Source organism: Rhodopirellula sp. UBA1907 (assembly GCF_002337565.1).
In the GTDB taxonomy this organism is placed as follows: Bacteria; Planctomycetota; Planctomycetia; order Pirellulales; family Pirellulaceae; genus Rhodopirellula; species Rhodopirellula europaea.
Genome location: NZ_DDGH01000106.1, coordinates 39,475 through 62,552, shown reverse-complemented (window position 1 = coordinate 62,552; position 23,078 = coordinate 39,475). Strand labels below are relative to the sequence as shown.

Here is a 23,078-nt window from a genome sequence, read left to right as displayed (position 1 = left end):
CTGCTTTCTGGCGGAACGAAGTTCGGTATCTCAGCATTTTCGTTCGTTCTGCGCTTAAGGTCTCGGAAACGCCAAGAACGATAGGGCAAGCAAATTGACTTGCTTTGATTGTCAAATCCGCGAGCGGGGCGCTCGATCAAAAACGCGGAGAGGCGGAGGAGCGGAGATCGCGGAGGAATTTCATTGTTTAGACCACTCCGCGTTCTCCGCTCCTCCGTTCACTCCGCGTTTAAAATCTTTGAACCCGCAAGCCCATCCAAGCGACCATCTCGCAACAGCGAGATGATCGCGAGAAAACTTGCGGATTTCAGATCAGGGCGACTCGACCGTGATTGCCACAAAGATGGGCGAACTGCTGTCGTCTCCCTTGATCAACTCGATCGTCTCGAGCGGTTCTTGGCGTTTCGGAGTGAGCTTCAAGTAGCGAACCTGCTGGCCGCGAACGTCAAACGCGAACTCCGATTCCGGAACATCCACGCGACGGATGTAGTCGGCGAAGTGCACACCGTTGAGCAGCTTGTGGTCTTCCACTTCGCCATCGGCATACTTCAGACGAACCGTTGCGGTGTGTGACCCTTCGGATCCGAATGGGAAACCCCAACCGCTGACGGCACCGAGAATATGAATCGCAGACGCACTCGCGTTGCAAACGATCGGTACCTGCTTGGGCATCGATGGTGGCTTGCTGCCTTGCGGCCCGTGCAACAGGATCACGTTCGGCACGCGTCCGTCTTGAGGATCGACCAAGCTGAACGGCACACCGTTATGCTCCTTCGGGCCCCAATCCGAGAAGATGATTCGGTCAGGACCGTTGTCAACATCGCTGAACATCCCTTTGGTGCTGACCGCCGTGGCGATTCCGGAGAATGACAAAGGCGTGTACTTGCCCCGAGAAGTCAAAAACTCGAGCAAGTTCGTCATCTCTTCCTTCTTGATCTGGCTTTCAAAACCTTCCGGCATCAGCGATTGGCTGGAAGCATTCAATTGCTCAATCTCTTCTCGTAAGATCGTGTGCCGTTTGGCTTGAGCATCGATCAATTCAATCGATGTTCGCGATTCACCACCGAGCATCCCTGTGAAGACTTGGCCCTCGGTCGTCAACACGGCAAACGTACGGAAGTTGCCTTCCACGCTTTGGTTGGGATCCAAGATGTGCGTCAACAGTTCTTCCTTTGGATGAACCGCCATACCGGTCAAATCGGGACCGACGTCGGCTCCTTCGCCACTGTGGCGGTGACAGTTGGCACAATGTTTCTTGAACACCTGGGCTCCCAGCGTCGCATTGCCTTTCGCGTGAGCAACCGGCAACCACTCGTGCAGCAACGCAACTCGGTTCGCAGTCGGAACACCACCGGATGACTTCAGTAGCTTATCAGCTCGCTGCTTGATCGCCTTGTCGGGGTGGTTGCTCAGAGCTTGTCGTTGATCGAGCGACAGATCCGACATTCGCAGTTCCCCCGCTTCGATGCTGTCGATCAATTCCAACGTTGTGTTGGGACGAGAAAGCAAAACACGAATGATGGAACCGCGAACCGACGGGGTTGATGCCGCGGTCTGTTCGATCAAAGCACCACCGAGTTCTTCGCTGCGACTGGATTTCAGTGCATCCAGAATTCCAACCGTTGCGGCGGGTGACGTTTGCGGACCGATGCTTTCCAGCAGATCGAAAACCACATCGTCGTCGGTTGGCTGCATCGCGACCAATTGGCGAGCCGAGCTGATTCGATCTCGATCGCTGAGCGAATCGTCCTGGACCAATTCGAGCATCTGGTCGGCCAGTTCAGCAACCTTTTCGGTCAACGCGTCGGTGCCCCACATCTCGGACAACTGAACAAGCTGACTTTGTTGATCGACGGAGACTTGATCGAACAAGGCAACCAGTTGCGACTCAGCGGCTTCGGGAAGCTCGACACTGTGATCTTTTGGCCATCCCTTTGCGAGTCCTTCCAAAACACCGGAGGCGTTGCCCGCAGCGGTTTTGGCAACCGATTCAATCAAGCCTTGCAGGGATTTGGCATCGGGTTGCGATCGAGCGAAGTGTTCGCTGATCACGTTGAGTCGACGGCGGATCGATCGCGAAAGTTCGCGTTCCGGCGCGGATGCCAACACGGCTGGCAAAGCCCCACCGGCATGCATCGCTGTGGCACTGGTCCATGCATCGAGCAACCATCGATCGTCGCCGAGACTCTTCATCGATTGAACCAATGCGCTGACAACCATGTCGGTGGTCGGCGTGGTCGGCTCAGCCAATTTCAGCAACGCTGCCAATTGGACTTGAGCATTGCCGTCGCTCAACACGCCGGATTCGATCAGATGTTGAACGTCTTCTTCGGAGCTTCCAAGCACCTTCACCGCCGATCGACGAACCCCAGCACTGGGATGCTGCAAAGCCTCACGAACAGCAGCATCGATCGTCGCGTTGCCGCTGCCGACCATTCCCAATCCATCCAGCGTCCACAGAGCGTGAATCGCTCCGGGAGTCAAACCAATCGCGTCTTGATCCTCATCGGCGATCAATTCCAACAAAGATGAAACCGTCGCGTCATCAAGCTGGTCCAGCTCCACCAACAAGCGTTGAGCTTGCGAGCGAACCGGCATGGCGGAATGGCTCAAAGCAGCCAACAAGCCCGGTACATCGTCCGAGCTCAAACTCGGAATCGATACCGTCTTGGATGCATCTCCATCAGTGACCAAGCGATAAACACGACCGTACTTCTTGTCTCGCAGGTCGGTCTCGTAAGCATTGCCCTTGCCGGTTTCAAAACCGTGCGGCGTTGGGTTGTGCTGGATGATGTAGTTGTACCAATCCAGAATCCAGACAAATCCGTCCGGCCCGGTTTCTGCCATGATCGGTGCCGCCCACTCATCGTCGCTGGCGACCAAGTTGAATGGGCTGGTGGATTTAAATCCGGCTCCATCAGGCGTCAACACAAACGTGCCGACCAAGTGCCCCGTGGGCCCGCACACAAACGCGGTTCGGTTCCACCAAGCTTGCGGGTACTGCCGGGCGGTGTAGATGCCATGACCGGCCGCAGCGGTGTATCCACCATGCTGATCGACCTGACGAACGTTCGGCGTGATCGGATCGAACAAGTGAGTGTCCGAGATCATGTGCAAAGTCTGAGGCGACCAACCACGAACTTGTTCGTAATAGCGGTTTGGAATCGGCAAAAAGTTGCTGGGGTTTCGGTTCGCGGTCGATCCGAACACCAGACCTTCTTCGGTGAATCCCAGTCCCCATGTGTTGTTGTCGGTCGCTCGCATGAACTCGACTTTGTCGACCCGCAACGTGTGATCGGAGAAGTCGCTTCCGGCGGTGGATCCGGCGATCGCATTGGCTTCTCCATTCGGATCGGCGTCCACTTTGAAACGCCAAAAACCTTGTCGAAACCCTTGTTGACGTTCACCGTTGATGACCGGGCGAGAGGCGTTGTAGCCTTGCATTCCCCAAATCCAGTTGTCCAAACCATAGCGGAAGTTGCTGACGCCACCGTGAGTGTCGCCCAATGCCCAACCGGTGATCAACGTTTGGCGGAAGTCAGCTTTGTCGTCGCCATCAATGTCCTTCAGGTAAACCGTTTCTTGGCCGTCCTGAACGATGACACCACCGCGGTAGCAAACCAACGTCGTGGGAATGCTCAACTCCTCGGCGAACAAAGTGAACTTGTCAGCCACACCATCTTGGTCGGTGTCTTCACAAATCCGAATGCGGTCGCGGCCTTTGCCCTTGGGCTGCAGTTCGTTGGGGTAATCCATCGTTTCGCAAATCCACAAACGACCGCTTTCGTCCCATGTCATTGCGATGGGTTTGCCAACGATGCCTCCTTCTGAGGCCCACAGTTCCATGTGCATGCCCTTCGGATTGATATATCGTTTGATCGATTCTTCTGGCGGCAGAGGATCTTGCATCAGCGTCTTCAGTTCGCCTTGCACGCCCCATTTTTTACCCGCGGTGTAGTTCGGAATTTTGGCTCCAACATCCGTGAACGTGAACGGCTTGTCGCCTTCGGGAAGCGAGGTCATTTCGGGAACAGGGAACGCGGCTGCATCTGCGAACTCGCCGGCTTGTTGTGGATCCTTCTTTGCCACCCAGCGAATGCCACGCTCGACCAAGTTCAGAAATCCGGGATTGGTCCACGTTCGGCTGTCATGTCCCCAAGCGGTGTAGAAGACGCGCCCCTTGCCTTGATCTCGAACCCAAGTCCATGGTTCTCGTCCGCTGGAATCGACGCGGTATTCCAAGACGGTTCGGTTCGTCTCGTTGTGCAGATGATGGACGTAGGTTTCATCCCAACTTTCGAATCCGCTGTAACCCTTCATCACTTCATGATTGGGTTTGTCAGGCGTCGTTCGAAACACGCCCGTTCCGTGACGTTGAAACTGAGCCCCCATCAACGCAACGATTTCGGAGTTGTTGCGGAAGCAATAAGTTGCGCAGTGCAGCGGCACAAACCCGCCACCTTCTTCGACGTATTGCAACAACGCGTCCGCTTGCGGTTTCGCGATCTCATCGATGTTGGCGTACAACACCAATGCATCGTATTCGTTCAGCTTGTCCAAACTCAGCATCGACATGTCGTCGGTGTAGGTCAGGTCGATGCCGTTGCTTTCCATCGCGGGTTGCAATTCATCGAACCGAGGCTTGGGTTGATGATGCCCGTTGTCGCCCAAGAACAGCACGTTGAGTCGTTGCTGGTCGGCGGCGGATGCGTTCTCGGCATGCCAAGCCGAGGTGGCCGTCCAAGACGCGAGGAAAGCGATCGCGATAAGCAAGGTGTTCTTCATAAGGATGGGACGACAACAAGTGCCGTGATACGAAGTGTTCGGAAGGAGGTCGACGCCGAATCTTCCATGACGACCGCGCGAAAAAGAGCGGTCAAAGCGGCAGACGGAGCCATTGTGATGCAAACAACGACTTGATGCTAAACATAGCCACGCGAGCAACAATGAGAAATCACGCACCCCGCATGTGAAATTTCACCCAGCCGCGTGATTGGCGAAGCGAAAAACGGCAAAACAAGCCGACTCAAAAAAGACCGCTTTCACCGTGCGAGCGTAACAGCCGAGCCGACATGACTCTCGAAGTTAGCTGACTGATGCTTCAATCCGTTTTGGGAATCTGAAAATCAGCCGATGGGCGTTCGCACATGGGCCACCAATACGAACCGAGCGTTCCAGCCGACTCGCTAGTTACGACAACGCGATCGATCACCAAACCAATCGTCGTTCGTCCTCTACGAAATAGCAAACAGATTGGATCAGTTCGCGAACAGATCCGCCAAGGTTTTCGCCCAAGCGTCCCAGTCTTCCGCTGCAGCCTCAAAGTCAACTCGCATCCAACGCACCGGTTCACTTGGCAAAACCGCGGGAGGGAACTTGCTCTCTTTGCTGATCGGCAACTGACTGCTTCGCCCCATCGCCAATCGATCTTCGATCTCAGGCGTCATCAAAAAGTCAGCGAGCTTGCCCGCCGCAACCGGATGCGGAGCGTTCTTCAGGATTGCCAATGTGTTTGGGATTCGAAGCGTTCCGGGTTGCTCCGGCTGTTGGTCGGGATAAATGATTTCGACCGGATACCCCAAGTCCTTTTCGATGATCGCGTCATCGGTGTCCGTCAGTCCCCAAGCCACCTTGCCGGACGAAACCGCCTGCGCGACTTGTTTGTTGCCCGACAACACCACCGCGTTGTCGTGGATGCTTTGCAATAACTCCAGCGTCTTCTCTTTGCCGATGATGTCTCGCAGCACAGCAAAATGGGTTGCCGTGGTTCCAAACAACGGCCGAGCCATGGCACAGTTCTGTTCCCACTTGGGATCCGCCAGTTCGTTCACGCGAGTCGGATGCTCATCGATGCTGGGCAGCAAATCTGTGTTGACGAGCAACACCCGAGCTCGCGCAGCAAACCCGCACCATGTCCCATCGCTGGCGACCATGTCTTGCGGCCAAGTCGACGGCACCCGCCAATCATGAGGCTCGAGAATGCCTAGCTTCTGCAAACGCACCGTGTGCATGATCTCGTTGTTCCAAAACAGATCGCATCTCGGTGCGTCAGCCTCGGCGATCAATTGGTTGGCCAAGCCGACTGTCTTGGTGGATTCGATGTCGTACTTTCCGATCACGCCCACCTCATTCTCGGTCGATCGCTCGAACGCGGCCAAAATAGGAGCCGCGAAATCTTCGTCGAGAGCCGAGTAAACGACGACGTCGGATTCGCTACGAGACACACAACCGGAACAAAACGCCAGCCAGACGGCGACGGAAACGAGTTGCAGGGCGGAAAACGAAGCGACGGGGACGCAGACAGTTTTCAATGACACGTGAAGCCGAGTACGCTGGAGGAATGATGGACAAGCGTTTGCAAACTCAATTATGGCGTGTGCTGCTCGCGATGGCGATCGGTGGGATCGTTTCGTTGACCACCCCGTCGCTCTCGGCGGATGAAAACAACTTCGACGAAACCGGCTTGCTGACGCGAGAAGGCCAGCACCTCAGATTGACCAGCGATGTCAACGATGCCTTGCTGCTGAACGATCTGATTCAGTCCTTTGACAATTCGGTTCCTCAATGGTTGGCGTTTTGGGGCGTGCCGGAATCTCGGGCTGCGAACTGGAAGATCCAAGGTTACTTGATGAGGAACGTCGACACGTTTCGCAAGTCAGGTGCCCTACCCAACTACGTGCCGCGATTCGACCACGGATACTCTACGCCGCAGACGATTTGGATCCGCCACCAAGACACGACGTACTACAACCGCCACTTGGTGTTGCACGAAGGAATTCATTCGCTCGCGTTTGAACTGTTTGGTGCTGGCGGCCCAAGCTGGTACATGGAGGGCACCGCGGAATTGTTGGCACTGCATCGCGATCGAGTTCCAGCGCCCTCAAAGCAACCACGATCGGAGCTCTCGCTGAACACATCGGTGCTGGCACAATCGATGGATGCGTTCACCATCAATCAGTTGCCACGCGACCGCTTGGACACTCCTGGATGGGGACGCTACAAGATCGTCGCCCAACATCGAGAGGCGGGCACATTGCCCACGCTCAAATCCGTTCTCAAACTGCCCACTGAACTGAACGGAGAAGTCGAAGCCTACACGTGGTGCTGGGCCGCATCTTCGCTGTTCACCCAATCTCCTGAATCCAATGCCGCTTTTTTGAAAGCGGCTCACAACGGCTCGGATCAAAGCGAAGCGTTCACATCCGAGTTCTATCGCGAAGTCGCGGAACAATGGCCCGTGTTATCGGCACGCTGGCGGTTGATGATGAATGATCTCGACTATGGCTTTGATTGGTCGCGTCATCGGGTGAAGCTATCCACATCCGATCCCCGTGCCAGCGGAGTGCCCATTCAAATGAGCGTGACGCCGGATCAGTCCTGGCAATCGGTTGGCGTGTGGTTTCCCAAAGGAGCCCGCCTGCGTTTCGCAGCCGACGGACGATGTCACGTCACGCCGGATTGGATCAGTGAACCCGCGGGCATCACGCTGGAATACAACCGTGGCCATCCACTTGGCCAGTTGCAAGTTTGCGTGCTTCCAATCGCAACACCGGCCGGAGCAACCATCCCTGGCCTGGACATTCGCCCGGTCATCACACGAGCCGACTTGGCAAAGTCCACTGCCATCGCATCAGAAGAATCCACCAATGAGTCAACGCCAACGATGGGAACAAGCGTGATTGCAATCACCGAACCTTCGTGGGTCCTCCTGAGAATCAACCTGCCCGCCGGCCACACCCCAGTCGATGCCACCCCCGACACCCAAGAAGCCTACCAAGTCCAAATCGCACCAATCTGGTGATTACATCTACCTTCTGAAAGTAGGCCATGTCCCACATGGCACCCAGCCAATGCTTGGAACAAAGCGAGGCGTCACCTCCCGCATCTCACCACCCCAATTTGCAACGTCCATTTTGCAATTTGCAATTCCCGTTTTGCCCCACAATTCACCGCCCCGCAATCGTCACGCTATCCAACAAACGCCGCATCTCCGCCACCGCTTCGCGCATTCCGACCATCACCGATCGACTGACGATGCTGTGCCCAATGTTCAGTTCCGCCATCCCATCGATCGCCGCGACAGGTCGCACGTTGACGTAGTTCAATCCGTGCCCGGCGTGCAAACGCATTCCCGCATCACGAATCATCTTGCCGGTATCCGCTAGTCGCCCCAACTCGTGCTCCACCGCGGTGCCTCGTGCCAACGCATACGGCCCAGTGTGCAGTTCCACCGCGTCGACTTTCAACTTCGCAGCCGCCTCGATCTGATTGGGTTCCGGGTCCAGGAACAGGCTGGTTGCAATCCCGGCGTCTTTCAGCATTAGGATCGCATCGGCAATGCGGCCTGAGTCACTGGCGACGTCCAAGCCACCTTCGGTGGTCACTTCTTCACGGCTTTCGGGAACCAACAATGCCCAATCGGGTTGCACACGGCAACAGATCGCCAGAACATCAGCCGCGCAAGCCAATTCAAAATTCGTTCGCACTTGAACCGTCTGCACGAACAGTTCCACGTCGCGATCGGAGATATGCCGTCGATCTTCGCGCAAGTGAAACGTGATGCCATCCGCTCCGCCCTGTTCCGCTAGCGATGCCGCGGTGATCGGATCCGGTTCCTGCCCCAGACGAGCTTGACGAAGTGTTGCAACATGATCGACGTTGACACCGAGATCAATGAAATGCGGCATGAGTGGAATGAGAAAATGAAATGAAGGAAAGGGAAGTCGCTATCGTCCGGAGATCGAAGCATTAGCCGCCGGGCATTGGCACCGTTTACCGAACACAAACTGGACACAAACGCATACCGGCTGATCAACAGTCCGCTAAGACATCGTGCAACCAAATAAGTTCGGAGGCAATGTCGCCGGCCAAGTCATTTCGCCCGGCCGATTCGGGCATCACCGACCAAGCGTACGTTTCGACTTCCAAGTGCCCGGTGAACTGAAGCGGCTGCCGACGCTTCGATGCATCCGTCAGTTCGACGATGCTCTTCAGCGTGTCCAGCACATCGCTTCGAGTGGTTTGCAGATGTCCAAATTGTTCGGCAAAGATCGGCACATGGAAATGGATCATCCATCGCTTGTCAGCCGCATAACGACTTGGGTTGGCATCCAAATCCGCCAGTACCGCGGGCAAGTCTTCTTCCAAGACAAACTTCCCCGACGCCGTCACTCGCCCGGTTTGATGCAGGTAACGATCTTCCGCGAACGACCGCAGCTGAGTTAGGGTTGCTTCGCGATCGGTGTCCGCGATTCGGCTCCAATCCACGACGATCGCACTGCTGATTTGAATCTTGCCAACAACGATCCCGGCTTTGGCATAAGCGGCCAACACGTCATGTTGCGATTCGCCCATCACAGCCGAATGACAAACGTCGTGGCAAACGCCGATGTAGCGACGGTGCGTGGCATCGGGCAATTGTTTATCAAACCAATCGATCACCTTGGCCGCGGTGTCCAAGATGCATCCTGGTTCGGGTTCGATCGCCAACACGATTCGCTTGCCAGTGCGATCCTCCAATCGCCGCAGGTCTTCCGCCATGCGTCGCAGATTGGTTCCCGCATGATGCAACTGGTCATCGGTGACACTGACTCGGTTGCCTTCTTCATCGGTCGATTGAGGCCAACCGATCGGCAGCGTGCTGATCGTGCCCAGATTCGTATCGGCCGGCAGGATCTCAGCCAAGATCTTCGCCAGCTCTCGCGTGTAGATGATTCGCTCGTCTTCCCACCAAGTCGGCGAGTACACCGCGTGTTTAACAACGTCTTGATGAAAGTTGTCATGCGGGAACCCGTTGATGGTGTAGGCGAGCAAGCGTGCTTGTTTCATCGCCGAGGTCAGCGGCTTCAGACCGTTGCGTCGCAGGTCCGCGGTCGCTTCGGCCGACAACCACAAGCCGATTCCCAACGGCGGTGCGGTGCTGACGATGGTCGCGAAATTTTTGCCCGTCTGAACCTTTGGCGAACCGTTCTCATCGGCGTACTGCGAATTCAAGATCCGGCGCCGAACTTCCGCGGAAATGTTCTGCAGATTGTCCGTCACGCCCGCAACGTCCGCTCCCGCGTGAATGTTGGTGCAATACCCCACCGTCCAACGGATTGACGAGTCAGAATCGCTGGAACGTTTCGCTCCTTTGGCGTCGTCCACCGCTTTGCCGTGTGACTTTTCGATGACCGCTGTGACGTCGGGAAAACCGGTGGGCGATGATGTCATGCTTGGTGAGTGTCCAGTTTGCGTCGAGATTTTGCGTCAGACGGTGCGGTTCGCTGGCGGGAAGGGTCATCCAACTCCAATGACGAACTGTCCCGCAAAGGTTAAGCTGCGTGACAAGATTTGTCGCCCCAGGTGAACGCGGCGAGCGGGTCTTTTCACCCTTCCACTTGCATCCATTTTGTCACGCCAACCGAATGCCACACACCACGGCCGAAATCATTTCCATCGGCGACGAAATGATCACCGGAGCTCGATTGGACACGAACACCCAGTGGCTCAGTCAACGGTTGGGCGAATTGGGCGTGGACGTCCAATTCCACACCACCGTCGCCGACACCCTGTCGCACAACACCGACGTTTTCCGGATCGCCGCTCGACGAGCGGACGTGGTGGTCGCAACGGGTGGACTGGGGCCCACACGAGATGACCTGACTCGCGAAGCCATCGCTGAATCACTGGGACTGCCACTGCAATTGCACGAACCTTCGCTGGAGTTCATTCGCGGCATGTTCAAACGCCGCGGCCGCGAAATGCCGGAACGCAACCATTGCCAGGCCATGTTCCCGCTGGGATCCACCCCCATTCACAACCCGCAAGGGACCGCGCCCGGCATCGACGTTCGTGCGCCCCGCGAGGACGGCACCCAATCTCGCATCTTCGCCCTGCCAGGCGTCCCGGCTGAGATGAAAACGATGTTCGACGAATCGGTGGCTCCCGCGGTTCTGGCGACCAACGGCCAGCGTCAGCACATCGCCCACCACATCATGAAATTCTTTGGCATCGGCGAAAGTGACATGGAAGCCAAACTGGGCGACATGATCGCTCGAGAGCGCCAGCCGCGAGTCGGCATCACCGTCAGCGCCGCGACCATTTCGCTGCGCATCGTTGCGACCGGGGAAACTCCTGAGGCTTGCGAAGTCGCGATTGCCGGCACCCGCGATGAGATTTTTGAGAAAGCGGGCGAGTACTATTTTGGCGACGGCGAAACGTTTGAACAACATCACGCCGTGATCCGACACCTCAACAAAGCCGGCCAACGTTTGCTGTTGGTGGAACTCGGCCGCGCCGCTCCGCTGGGTGATTGGTTCGCGGCGGTTTCGGACGAGCCCGGGTTCACCGCGGATGTTCCCGCATTCATCGGCGGAATTTCACTCGCCAACCTCGACGATCTGCGACAATGGACCGGGATGCCCGACGACGCTTCCGCGGAAACGTGTTTGACCGCCCTGCGTCAACGGTTGTCGGCCGACTGGGTGTTGCTCGTCGACGAGTACCCCAGCCTACATCAAACCAGCGATCATCCGCTGCCGGGAAGTGATGTCACATTCCTCGTCGCAGCACCCGATGGTTCGTTCCCGTCCATCACACAACACCTCGGAGCTCACCCGAGCATCTTGCACGCCCGCGTCGCAAAAGCGGGTTTGTTCTGGTTGCGAAAGTGTTTTGTTACCGCCCCATCAGGAGTTTGAAACCATGATTCGATCCATCGTTTTGGTGTTCGCTTGTATCACAATACTTGTCACCAACGTCAGCGTGGCGACCGCGCAAGCTCCAACAGAATCGACCGATAAAGATGCTCGCGAATTGCGATTGGCCAAGTACCTCAGCGGTGCCACGTTCACGGGCCACTTCACCGTCGATGGCAAAGAAGATCGAGCGTTGAAGCCCGAGTCGTACACGATCAAGTCGTGCGAGAAACTTCCCGAGCCTGATATGTACTCGATGAAAGTCGCCATCAAATACGGTGACACTGACGGCGAGTTCCCGATGCAACTGAAGATCCTTTGGTCGGATCGCACCCCGGTCATCACCATGGATTCCGTTTGGATCCCCGGACTGGGAACGTTCTCTTCGCGAGTTCTGATTCACGACGGACGCTACGCCGGCACTTGGCAGCACGATGCAAAGGGCGGTCACTTGTTCGGCAAAATCACGCCCGCGAAAGAGCAATAGCCACCGTTTGACACTTGTCCAAACGAGAAAGATCCAACAGAAATCCGGAGCAGCCAAGCGTTTCATAAGCCAGTCTTCAAGAGCCATCACGCCACCACCGGGCTCGCCGACGTGTATATTCCATAGCGGCAAATGCACAATCGGCTGACCAGACGATCTTTCTCCATGATGGAATGTCAGGCTTATGACGCTCAATCGACAAGGCCGATCTTTCTCTCGGGTCCGTCTTTCTGCCTTTCTCTTCACAATCATCTTGGGTTGTGAAGCGAACGCCGTTGACTTCACCAAAGACATTGAACCGATCTTTCAGGCTCATTGCATCGATTGCCATGGACCGGATGAACAGGAAAGCCAGTTTCGCCTGGACCGCCTGGCCGCTCTGATTTCCGGTGGCAACTCCGGCGAACCCGCCGTCGTGCCGGGAAAACCGAGCGAGAGTTTTTTACTGAAACTCATTCTGCACGAAGAATCCGGTATGGAAATGCCGCCCGATGATTCGCTCTCAGATTCTGAAATCGCGTCGATCAAAGCGTGGATCGCCGGCGGTGCCAAGACTCCCGAAAGCTACGGACCTGAGAAGACGGACATCGAGCTATCACACTGGTCGTTTCAGCCGGTGAAACGTTCGCACGGAAGCACCATCGATCGTTTCATTCGAGACAAACTGGTGGCCAACGGTTTGATCTTGTCACCGACCGCGGAACGAAGGGTTTTGGTTCGGCGATTGTATCTTGTCATGCTCGGTATCCCGCCAACACCGGAGCAAGTCGAAGCGTTTGCGACCGATGAAAGTGACGACGCCTGGCAGAACCTTGTCGAGCGTGTGCTCGCCAGCCCGCATTACGGCGAGCGATGGGCGACGTATTGGTTGGACCTGGTGCGGTTTGGCGAGACTCACGGCTATGAAATGAACCGTGAACGTCCGACAGCCTGGCAGTATCGCGATTGGGTCATCGAGTCGCTCAATGACGACAAGCCCTATGACGAGTTTGTAGGGCAGCAGATCGCTGGCGATGCCCTGGGAGAGGACGTCGCCACTGGGTTCTTGGTTGCTGGTCCGGTCGATCAAGTCAAAGGGTCCGATCCGAAGCTGCGACAGACTCAGCGGATGAACGAGTTGGACGACATGATCAACACCACCGGCACCGCGTTCTTGGGCCTGACGACTGGATGTGCACGATGCCACAACCACAAGTTCGATCCGATCAGCCAACGTGATTACTACTCCATGCAAGCCGTGTTCGCTGGCGTCCAGCATGGCGATCGCGCACTGCCACCCACGCCCGAAACCGCGAAACGAATCGCATCGCTCGATGAGGAGATCTCAGAACTAACCAACCGATTGAAGAAATTCATCATCGTTGATGAGTCGAAGCCCCGTCCGGCAGTCAACGCAAAGCGAAACGAAGAGGTCTTCGAAGAACGAGAAGCCAGGTTCATTCGCTTCACCATTCAGAAAACCACCGGCGGGGAAGGGTGCTTGGATGAGCTGGAAATTTATTCCAACGGACTCAATTTCGCTTTGGCGAGCAGCGGTTCCAAGGCAATATCGTCCGGCGACTTCGTGCATCCAAAGCACAAGTTGATGCACATCAATGATGGACGTCACGGCAATGACCGAAGCTGGATTGTCGAATCAGCCAGTGGCGGCTGGGTACAAATTGAACTCGCCGAACTAACCGTCATCGACCGCATCGTGTGGAGTCGCGATCGCAGCGGAAAATACAGCGACCGATTGCCGATCGAATATCGCATCGACTCCGCCATGGAAGCTGACAACTGGGAATTGCTAACTTCATCGGCGGATCGACAAACGTTTGCTGGCAAAACGTCAGCGAGTCCAAAGTATCAGTTCGAAAAGTTTCCCTCTGCAGAAGCACAGCAAGGACGAGATTGGCAAAACCGTTTGCAGGCGGCTCTCGAAGAAAAGCAACAACTCGAGAAGTCAACGCTCGTTTATGCGGGGACCTTCGTACAACCCGGGCCAACTCATCGTCTTTATCGCGGCGAGCCGGACGCGAAGCGTGAGCAAGTTGCTCCCAACGCGATCGAAGTCTTCACGTCATTGAATTTGGCAACCGATGCGCCCGAGCGTGACCGTCGTCTCGCATTGGCAAACTGGATCGCCAGCAAGGACAACCCGCTGACCGCTCGCGTGATCGTCAACCGCTTGTGGCAATTCCACTTTGGCACGGGGATCGTCGATACGCCAAGTGATTTTGGACTCAACGGATCACCGCCCAGTCACCCGGAGCTACTCGATTGGCTGGCCAGCGAACTGATGGACCACGATTGGTCTCTCAAACACATCCATCGGCTCATTCTGAATTCAGGCACATGGCGACAAAGCAATCGGCCCAACGAAAATGCTATCCGAGTCGATGCGGCCTCTCGATTGCTATGGCGTTTCCCTCCGCGACGATTGGAGGCGGAAGCCATTCGCGATTCCATTCTTGCCGTCACCGATGTGCTTGATCTTGAGGCCGCCGGTGGGCCAGGCTTCAGCCCGTTTGAAGTGGAACTGGAGAACGTGCGGCACTATCACGCAAAACAAACGTTTGGCCCAGCAGATTGGCGACGAATGATCTATATGACCAAAGTTCGTCAAGAACGCGAGCAGGTGTTCGGTGCTTTTGATTGTCCCGACGCGAGCATGGTCGTGGCGAAACGCAGTCGCTCCACCACGCCACTGCAAGCGTTGAATCTTCTGAACAGTCGATTTGTCATGCAACAAGCCGACCTATTCGCGAAGCGTTTGGAAAATGAATCAGACACACTGTCACATCAAATCACGCGAGCTTGGCGGTTGTGTTTTCAACGAAAGCCAACCGATGAAGAACTAGCCGATAGCGTCAGTTTCATCGAGCAAGAAGGCATTCAACAATTCACCCGGGCGATGCTGAATGCAAACGAGTTTGTGTTCATTCCGTAATTGGGAGCGACGCGAAGAGAGCAAATCATGACTCCATTCCTAAACCGCAGACACTTTCTCACTCAAGCGACGTCTGGGCTAAGCAGCATCGCTCTGGCGAGCTTGCTTGATCAACAACGATTGCTCGCTGATTCAACACCAATTCGCCCGAACATCGATCCGGCGAAACCGTTTGCCAGCCGACCTCCGCACCATCCTGCCGCTGCGAAAAACGTGTTGGTGATCTTTTGCGCTGGCGCTTGCAGTCAACTCGATACCTTTGACTACAAACCGGAGCTGATCAAACGCCACGGTCAGCCGATGCCGGGTGCGGAGTCCTTGGTAACGTTTCAAGGCGAACAAGGGATGCTGACCAAGAGTCCGTGGGCGTTCAAACCACGTGGCCAGTCGGGCAAGATGATCTCGGAGCTGGTGCCTCAACTCGGAGAACTTGCCGACGACATGTGCTTTTTCCATTCGTTGACGGGGAAAACCAACACGCACGGGCCCGGCGAAAACTTCATGTCGACTGGTCAAACGCTCGACGGTTTCCCCAGTATGGGAGCGTGGGCGACATGGGCCCTTGGAACCGAAAACGAAAACCTACCCGCCTACGTCGCGATCGCCGATCCGCGTGGCACTCCGCAGTCAAGCGTCAACAACTGGGGACCAGGATTTCTGCCGGCCGCCTTTCAAGGCACCGAATTCAGTGCCCTCAAACCGCTGGATAACCTAGACATCCCGGCGGGTGTCAGTCCCGAAACCGATCGAGCAACTCGCGGTTTTCTAGAACGGATGAACCAACGGCATCTCGAACACTTTCCGGGTGATACCGAATTGGCAGCCAGGATTTCCAGCTATCAACTCGCGGCGAGAATGCAGTTGAGTGTTCCCGAAGTCACCGACTTATCGAGCGAATCGAAGAGCACCCTGAGGGAATACGGTGCCGACGATTCGCAGAACATTTTGAAGGCACAATTCGCGAAGAACTGTATCCTTGCGCGGCGGCTGATTGAGAACGGTGTCCGCTTTGTGCAGCTTTTCAACGGCGCCTATCAAACCGGCGGCGAAGGTGTGAGCAATTGGGACGGACATAAATCGCTTCACGAACAATACAGCAAGCACGGTCCGGTGCTCGATCAACCCTGCGCCGCTCTGCTGAGAGACATGAAGCGGCGTGGGCTGTTGAAAGACACTTTGGTCGTATGGATGACCGAGTTCGGACGCATGCCAACGTTCCAAAAAGGAGCAAGCGGACGTGACCACAATCCGGAAGGCTTCACCGCATGGATGATGGGAGCCGGCGTCAAAGCCCCCTTCACATACGGAGCAACCGACGAATTCGGTTACAAAGCCATCGAGGATGTCAGCACCGTTTACGACTTCCACGCCACAATTTTGCATCTGTTGGGTTTGAACCACGAGCGGCTCACCTACTATCACAACGGCTTTGAACGTCGCCTGACAGATGTCCACGGCCACGTCCTCAACGAAGTCCTTCATTAAGGTTCGTGATCGGCCTTGGGACTCGCTTATCCAAGCCTCACTTCCGCGTGTACACCAGCACCGCGTAAGCACCGAACGACACTTCGGCTCTGGCTGCCAAACCGTCGTACGGCTGGTCCGTCGCATCGACATGTTCAACCGGGTGATCGTCGAAGTCTTGATCGTAGCCGGACCAATCGGTGTTCAGCTTCAATTGCCAATCGCCTGAATCGGGAAATCCGATTTCGTATTGATCCCAAGAACGGTTGGCAAAGTTGGCCAGCACCAAGACGTCGTCTTGAGGATCCTCGGCGCGCCGCACGAACGCGACGACCTTGTCATTTTCATTGACGTGATGCATCACGATGTGTTGGCCCGTCAACCCTTTTGACAAACCGTCTTTGTTCAAACGCAAGTGAATGAGATCACGGAACAGACGTTTGATTCCTCGAAGGCGGCGAGTCCGTTCCCACTCGAGCGGATCCGTGTCCTCGAACCAGTCGTCTTCCAACATCTCTTGGCCTTGAAACAACATCGGAACTCCCGGTGCAGTCAACGCCAAAGCCGCTGCCAGGATCGTTCGCTTTTTTGCAAAGCGGCTTTCGGGATCCTCCGCATCGATCTCGCTGGGAACGCGAGACTTGCCGTTGGCAACTTCGTCATGCGATTCGCTGTACACGACTCGTTGGAAAGCGTCGCCGTTGTATCGATGACACAACGCGTCTCGCACCGCCCACATGTCTCGATGTGCATCGTCAATCTCTTGCACCGCCGCTCGGATCGGGTGAACGAAGGCCGCGTCCCACTGGGTTGTGAAGCCCGCACCGCCTTGGTCTTCCGTCTTGGTCAACCAGTTGTTGGTCTGCAAGTCTTCCGCGATCAAGTAACACCCCGGGAACTCGTTTCGCAAATCGCGATTGATCCACTGCATCAATCCCCAGCCTTCCGCGATGTCGTCGTTGCCGATACCGGAGACCGTGCGAATGTAGGCGGTCATGTCATACCGCAATCCATCAGCATGGTATTCCCGCATCCACATCATTGCGTTGTCGTGGATGAACTGGCGAACTTCGCCGCGACCGTAGTCAGGTCGCGTGTCGCCCCAAGGCGTGTTGGACCGGTGATCCTGATAGAAATAGATGCCGCCCTTGTCGTTCTCACTCCAACCGTCGAACTGCCACAAATCCAAATCGCTGGGGCCAAAGTGGTTGTAGACGACGTCGATGATCACCGCGAAACCAGCTTCATGTGCTGCGTCGACAAACGCTTTCAACGCGTCCGGACCACCATAAGCCTGTTCGACCGCAAAGATGTGCGCTGGGTTGTAGCCCCACGACAGATCCCCAGCGAACTCGGCGACCGGCATGATCTGAATCGCGTTGATTCCGAGCTCTTTGAGATGCTTGAACTTCGCAACCGCATCGGAGAACGTTCCGGGTTGATCGGGATCGTCACGATGAAACGTTCCGATGTGCATCTCATAGATTACCAACTCGTTCTGAGTCGGCCGGTGAAAGGTCGGATGCTTCCAATCGAATGTGTCTTCGTAGACGACCGCGTTGCCGATCGAGTTGGTGACTTCGCGGGCGTACGGGTCGATGCGATCAAAGGAGTTGTCGCCTCGGGTGATTCTGTACTTGTATTCGTCACCCGCTTTCGCATTGGCAACGTCGACGTACCAAGTCCCGTGCTCTTCTCGCTTCAGCGGAGTGGCATCTGATCGCCAGTCGTTGAACGTGCCGACAACGCTCACGCGATCCGCGTTGGGTGCCCAAACTCGGAACGCAACTCCGTCGTCGTGAACGATGGCCCCCATTCCTGACTTGGCAACTTGCGACTGTTCAGCCGCCTTTTCTTCCATTCCGTCCAACAACGCAGTCTGTTCCATCTCACGCCCTTCAATGACGATCAAACGCTGAGCAACTGTCCGGTGCAGCGAATCAAACATCGCACGACTCAACCGGAGCCAAATTTCTCGAGCCGGATTGGAGTTGGCAATTCTCGTGCCACGCCTTTGCAACCGCGTCACTTCCTCGGAACGGAATCGATCGCATCCGCGGACTCGGATGCTGGTATGCCACTTGCATCGGCATCAAACCTCGAGCGTGGCGGTCCATCGTCACGTCGCATTCCAAACTGAATCAAAATCGGCCATCGAGAAAGCCTCGGCGGGCCAGCCATACCACCTAACCCTGAGAAATCCCATGCGTGCCCTCATTTTCGTTGTCGCAATCGTTCTGCTGATGGCTGTCGTTGGTTGGTTGCGGTTCACATCGGACGATGGTGATCCATCGGTTCGTGTCGACACGGACAAAATGAAGCAAGACACATCGTCGCTCGTCGAGACAACCAAAGATGCTGCCGACGGTGCCGCCAACGCAATCGACCGTGCGGCAGGAAACATCGACGCCAGCATCGATCGCGAACCGGTTGAGACCAATCCGTAGTCAGATTTTCTCGGAGACAATCGGCTGCGATGAGGTTTCAAGCCGGCGGACGATCTCGCGTTGAAACACGCGTTTGGACTATGCTCATCGCTTTGCCCCGTGACACCGGAAAGCATGGCAAGTCCCGCCGCCGATGAGCTCCGCCCAAGCAGTCTCCAACCAAATCGATCGCATCTACCGAACCGAGTCGAGAAAAGTTTTCGCGACGCTGGTTCGGGTTTTGGGCGATTTTGACTTGGCGGAAGAAGCCATGCACGATGCCTTCGCCGCCGCGATGGAGAAGTGGGCCCACGATGGCATTCCGGACAACCCAGCGGCTTGGTTGATATCGACGGGGCGTTTCAAAGCAGTCGATCGCATTCGCCGCCGCCGACGCTTCGATGATTTGCAACCGGAACTGGTTCGGCGAATCGACCAAATTGAATCCGCCAACCATTCGGTCGCCGAGCAAGACATCCAGGACGATCGGCTGAGACTCATCTTCACGTGCTGCCACCCTGCGATCGACCAAAAGGTCCAAGTTCCGCTGACCTTGCGAGAAGTTTGTGGGATGACAACCGAGGAAATTGCTCGAGCGTTCCTGCTGTCACCATCCACGTTGGCTCAGCGGATCGTCCGTGGCAAAGCCAAAATTCGCGACGCGGGAATTCCGTTTTCGATCCCGACACTGTCCGAGCTGCCTTCGCGGTTGGACGCCGTGCTGTCCGTCATCTATCTGGTTTTCAACGAAGGCTATTCGGCGACGAGCGGCGACACGCTGCTGCGAACCGATCTGTCAGCCGAAGCCATCCGATTGGCGCGGCTGTTGTTGGAACTCCTGCCCGATCCCGAAGTCGCAGGTTTGCTCGCGTTGATGTTGTTGCACGAGTCACGTCGCAATGCACGAGTGAATGAAGACGGCGACATCGTTTTGCTGGAGGATCAAGATCGTTCTTTGTGGGACCGGAACTTGATCGAAGAAGGCAGTCAGTTGTTGCAGAGTTCGCTCCGTACTCGACGGATTGGAACCTACACGATTCAGGCAGCAATTTCGGCCGTGCATGCCGAAGCCGTACGAGCCAGTGAGACCGACTGGTCACAGATCGTTGCGTTGTATGACGTGTTGCTGCGAATCCAGCCCTCGCCGGTCGTCGAACTCAATCGTGCCGTCGCCATTGCAATGCGAGACACGCCAGCGGAAGGCATAAAGCAAATCGAAGCAATTCTCGATGCCGGCCATCTTCGCGATCACTACTTGGCCCACTCCGCACGGGGCGAATTGTTGCGGCGGATGGGCAAGCAGGAAGATGCCATCCAAGCGTTCGAACAAGCACTCTCGCTAGCAATGAACGACCCGGAACAAAGATTCCTGAGTCAGAAGCTTGCAATCCTAAAAGACGCCCTCGGCAGTTGATCACGCATCGAAGAATCAACACCAACATCAGCCGTCGGGCGACAGCCGAATGCGATCTACTTTGTAGCGGAACGGCGCGAGCCGTCCGGTGACACGCCGGAAAACACCCACGATTTACCAGACGACTTGCGCCGTTTCGCTAACAAAATCCCCTCGATTGATTCTAAAGCAAGTGCCATTGGGCGATAGACCCCGGTTCCCACACACAACTCTCATAACCGCCTTCGATCACTCGTCCCACCACGCACGCTTGAACTGTCGCAACGAGCCGAACTCAACCTGACCGATGTGGCACCGGCAGCGGAAACAATGGCCGAATCTCCGCCGTGCCTCGTCTGGTCCCCGGGATCTTCGACGCGACCGCGATCGCTTGATCCAGATCCGCGACGTGGATCAAGAAGTAGCCGCCGAGCTGTTCCTTGGTTTCCGGAAACGGACCATCGACAATCTCTTGAATGCCGCCGCGCACCCGCACGCATGTCGCGGTCGTCGGCAACTGCAACGGCGCCGCAGCTCGATAGCTGCCTTGTTCGTGCAGTTCATGGCACAGACGAATGGATTCCTCCAACGCGGCCGAATGTTCTTCCGGTGGCCAGGCTCCTTCGGCAGCGTAAAGCAGAACGATGTAGTCTTTCCCGGCATTGCTCTCCTTCGTTCGCAGCGAAATCAAATCCTCGCTCAACGATGGCATCGGCATGGGAACGGGCAGCAAGGGACGAATCTCAACGGTTCCCTTCTTTGCTGGTGGCAACCGACTCGCGATCGCAACCGCTTCGTCACGCGTGGGCACATCGATGATGTAGTACCCGCCCAACTGCTCGGTCGTCTCTGCGAACGGACCGTCTGTCACTTCGCACTTGCCTTCTCGCACACGAACACTGGTTGCGGTCGTGACGGAATGAAGCGGCGAAGAATCGAGCCATTTGCCCTCCACCGCCAACTCATCGCAGATCGCCATCGAATCCAGCATGCAGCGTTCACGCTCGTCCTCCGTCCAATCTTCCTCCGTCCCGTAAATCATCAACATGTACTTCATGCCATTCTCTCACTTCGCTTGAATGTGGATGCGTCAAGTCAACAATCCGCTAGCAACGTGTGTGCTTGCCACTCATGAACTCAATCCACTGACCGTTTTCGTCTTGCAGTTCGCTGGTCATCATCCACGTGTCTTTATCGAGGATGTGAATCGTGTCTCGATAGTTCGCTTTTCCTGCCCCATCGAAAGCGGGACCACGCGAGCTCAGCAGCAACTTTTGGCCGGACTCGTCCAAGCAGCCTTCGTACGGCCAAATGTTCGACATCATGGATCCTACAAAGGTCCCGACGTAATGACCGTCGGCTGTGTCAAACCCCAGCGTCATAATCGACGACCAAGGTTCGCCTTCGGCAGATTCGCCGCCGCTCTCGCAAATCACCCACATGCCTCCCAGCGATCGGCAGGACATTTTGCCGTGCGTGGTCGTGCTGGATCCGTCGGGCATTTTGCAGTCGTGGTCGAATTCCCATTCGCCGAGGATTTGCTCGAGCCATTGATGCTCGGATTGTGGTTTGGCAAACATAAACAGACTCAATGTTGAAGGAGATGGGGCAAACAAAAACAGCCATTCAAACCATCGCAACGCGGACTCGGTGCGTCACGATCGTCGGTTCTCAAGTGCAAGCATCTGCACCATACGAGGGCTCGTCCAAAACAGCGGGATCTTTGATCTTCCACGCCTCATTGGTCATCGGATTGAAGGGCAACGACACGTGTTCGTGCAACACCCTCCACTGCCCGTGCATTTTCCGAAAACAAATTGTCACTCTCATCCACGATTGCCCGGCGGGATGATCCGCCGGGGAGGTTTGGAATTGATGCAAACCATGAACGAAGGCGACATCATCGCCGACATCGAACGTCAGATTTTGATGAACCGATTTGAATTCAGGAAAGTGCGGCAAGCAACCTTCCCAAAGCTTGCGAATGTTCTGTGGTCCAACGGTCTTGTACGGTGGAATGCCCCCGTACAGCACTGAATCCTCAGTGTAATTCGCGACCAAACCGTCGTAGTCACGAGCTTCCAACGCCTTGGTCCATTGATGAACCATTCGCCGTACGTCGGCTTCCGCGTCATTCTGCGTTTTTCGCTCAATGGCAGCTTCCTGCTCTCGCAACTTCGGCGTCATCTCGTCGCCGAAATCTGCCATCTCAAAGATCGGACGAATCTCAATGTCAGAATCTTCCATCATCGGATTCGGACAACGCCGCACCCAATCGATCGCTTCGCTAATCGAACTGACTTCCCAGATCCAATAGCCAGCGATCAGTTCTTTCGTTTCCGCGAATGGTCCGTCCGTTACCGTTCGGTCGCTTCCTTGAAAGTGGACGCGGACTCCCTGGGAGCTCGGCTTCAATCCTTCACCGGCTTTCATGATCCCGGCTTCGACCAGCTTTTCGTTGAAGTTCCCCATGTCGGTCAGCAGTTTTTCGTCGGGCATCTTCCCCGCTTCTGAACTTTCGGACGCCTTCACCATCACCATGACTCGCATTGATGTTCCTCCATCAGGATGTTTGCTTCACTATGAAAATGTTCACGTGCACCGAATGGTTCACCTTCCAAACCCATTGGATTTGGCGGTGACTCTTAGATAGTCGATTTCGTTTGTCGACGATCGACATCAGCGGCGAAAAGAAAGC

General features: G+C 55.9%; 15 protein-coding genes. 7 read left to right on the top strand and 8 right to left on the bottom strand.

Annotation, left to right across the window (positions count from 1 at the left end; translation table 11 throughout):
• Positions 1-312 precede the first annotated feature (312 nt).
• Positions 313-4,785, bottom strand: a complete 4,473-nt coding sequence (locus B2R17_RS26590) for a PVC-type heme-binding CxxCH protein (protein ID WP_286766373.1) — start codon at positions 4,783-4,785, stop codon at positions 313-315.
• A 473-nt stretch (positions 4,786-5,258) separates the two neighbouring features.
• The gene (locus tag B2R17_RS26585) at positions 5,259-6,317 is read right to left on the bottom strand and encodes an extracellular solute-binding protein (protein ID WP_286766372.1); all 1,059 of its coding nucleotides are present in this window, start codon (positions 6,315-6,317) and stop codon (positions 5,259-5,261) included.
• Here B2R17_RS26585 and B2R17_RS26580 point away from each other — a divergent pair.
• Positions 6,311-7,801, top strand: coding sequence for a hypothetical protein (locus B2R17_RS26580; protein WP_286766371.1), 1,491 nt, complete (start codon positions 6,311-6,313; stop codon positions 7,799-7,801). The genes B2R17_RS26585 and B2R17_RS26580 overlap by 7 nt on opposite strands.
• A gap of 145 nt (positions 7,802-7,946) precedes the next feature.
• Here the strand turns inward: B2R17_RS26580 and B2R17_RS26575 are convergent, their stop codons facing one another.
• Both B2R17_RS26575 and eboE read right to left on the bottom strand, forming a co-directional pair.
• Positions 7,947-8,687, bottom strand: coding sequence for a pyridoxine 5'-phosphate synthase (locus tag B2R17_RS26575; RefSeq protein WP_286766370.1), 741 nt, complete (start codon positions 8,685-8,687; stop codon positions 7,947-7,949).
• 124 nt (positions 8,688-8,811) lie between these two features.
• Positions 8,812-10,212: a metabolite traffic protein EboE gene (gene eboE, locus B2R17_RS26570; RefSeq protein WP_286766369.1), complete on the bottom strand. Its 1,401-nt coding sequence runs from the start codon at positions 10,210-10,212 to the stop codon at positions 8,812-8,814.
• Positions 10,213-10,406: 194 nt separating this feature from the next.
• Here eboE and B2R17_RS26565 point away from each other — a divergent pair, with 194 nt between their 5' ends.
• The 4 genes from B2R17_RS26565 (at position 10,407) to B2R17_RS26550 (ending at position 16,582) form a co-directional block, all read left to right on the top strand.
• A complete protein-coding gene (locus tag B2R17_RS26565) occupies positions 10,407-11,681 on the top strand; it encodes a competence/damage-inducible protein A (protein WP_286766368.1) in 1,275 nt (424 codons plus the stop codon).
• Positions 11,682-11,685: 4 nt separating this feature from the next.
• Entirely contained in the window at positions 11,686-12,165 is a 480-nt protein-coding gene (locus B2R17_RS26560) for a hypothetical protein (RefSeq protein WP_286766367.1), read from the top strand.
• 184 nt (positions 12,166-12,349) lie between these two features.
• Positions 12,350-15,097 carry a PSD1 and planctomycete cytochrome C domain-containing protein gene (locus tag B2R17_RS26555; RefSeq protein WP_286766366.1) on the top strand — a complete coding sequence of 916 codons (2,748 nt, stop codon included), beginning with the start codon at positions 12,350-12,352 and terminating at the stop codon, positions 15,095-15,097.
• A gap of 27 nt (positions 15,098-15,124) precedes the next feature.
• Positions 15,125-16,582 (top strand): DUF1501 domain-containing protein, encoded by a 1,458-nt coding sequence (locus B2R17_RS26550; protein ID WP_286766365.1) that lies wholly within the window; start codon positions 15,125-15,127, stop codon positions 16,580-16,582.
• Positions 16,583-16,619: 37 nt separating this feature from the next.
• On the opposite strand, the gene B2R17_RS26545 is transcribed toward B2R17_RS26550, so the two are convergent.
• Positions 16,620-18,509, bottom strand: a complete 1,890-nt coding sequence (locus tag B2R17_RS26545; RefSeq protein WP_286766364.1) for an alpha-amylase family glycosyl hydrolase — start codon at positions 18,507-18,509, stop codon at positions 16,620-16,622.
• Positions 18,510-18,765: 256 nt separating this feature from the next.
• On the opposite strand from B2R17_RS26545, the gene B2R17_RS26540 reads away from it, so the two are divergent.
• Positions 18,766-19,008: a hypothetical protein gene (locus B2R17_RS26540; RefSeq protein ID WP_008658394.1), complete on the top strand. Its 243-nt coding sequence runs from the start codon at positions 18,766-18,768 to the stop codon at positions 19,006-19,008.
• 133 nt (positions 19,009-19,141) lie between these two features.
• Positions 19,142-20,401: an RNA polymerase sigma factor gene (locus B2R17_RS26535; RefSeq protein ID WP_286766363.1), complete on the top strand. Its 1,260-nt coding sequence runs from the start codon at positions 19,142-19,144 to the stop codon at positions 20,399-20,401.
• 274 nt (positions 20,402-20,675) lie between these two features.
• On the opposite strand, the gene B2R17_RS26530 is transcribed toward B2R17_RS26535, so the two are convergent.
• The 3 genes from B2R17_RS26530 to B2R17_RS26520 form a co-directional block, all read right to left on the bottom strand.
• Positions 20,676-21,437 carry a YciI family protein gene (locus B2R17_RS26530; RefSeq protein ID WP_286766362.1) on the bottom strand — a complete coding sequence of 254 codons (762 nt, stop codon included), beginning with the start codon at positions 21,435-21,437 and terminating at the stop codon, positions 20,676-20,678.
• 49 nt (positions 21,438-21,486) lie between these two features.
• On the bottom strand, positions 21,487-21,960 hold the full coding sequence (locus B2R17_RS26525) for a DUF1579 domain-containing protein (RefSeq protein WP_286766361.1): 474 nt from the start codon (positions 21,958-21,960) through the stop codon (positions 21,487-21,489).
• A gap of 91 nt (positions 21,961-22,051) precedes the next feature.
• Positions 22,052-22,930 carry an SgcJ/EcaC family oxidoreductase gene (locus tag B2R17_RS26520; protein WP_286766360.1) on the bottom strand — a complete coding sequence of 293 codons (879 nt, stop codon included), beginning with the start codon at positions 22,928-22,930 and terminating at the stop codon, positions 22,052-22,054.
• Positions 22,931-23,078: the final 148 nt, after the last annotated feature.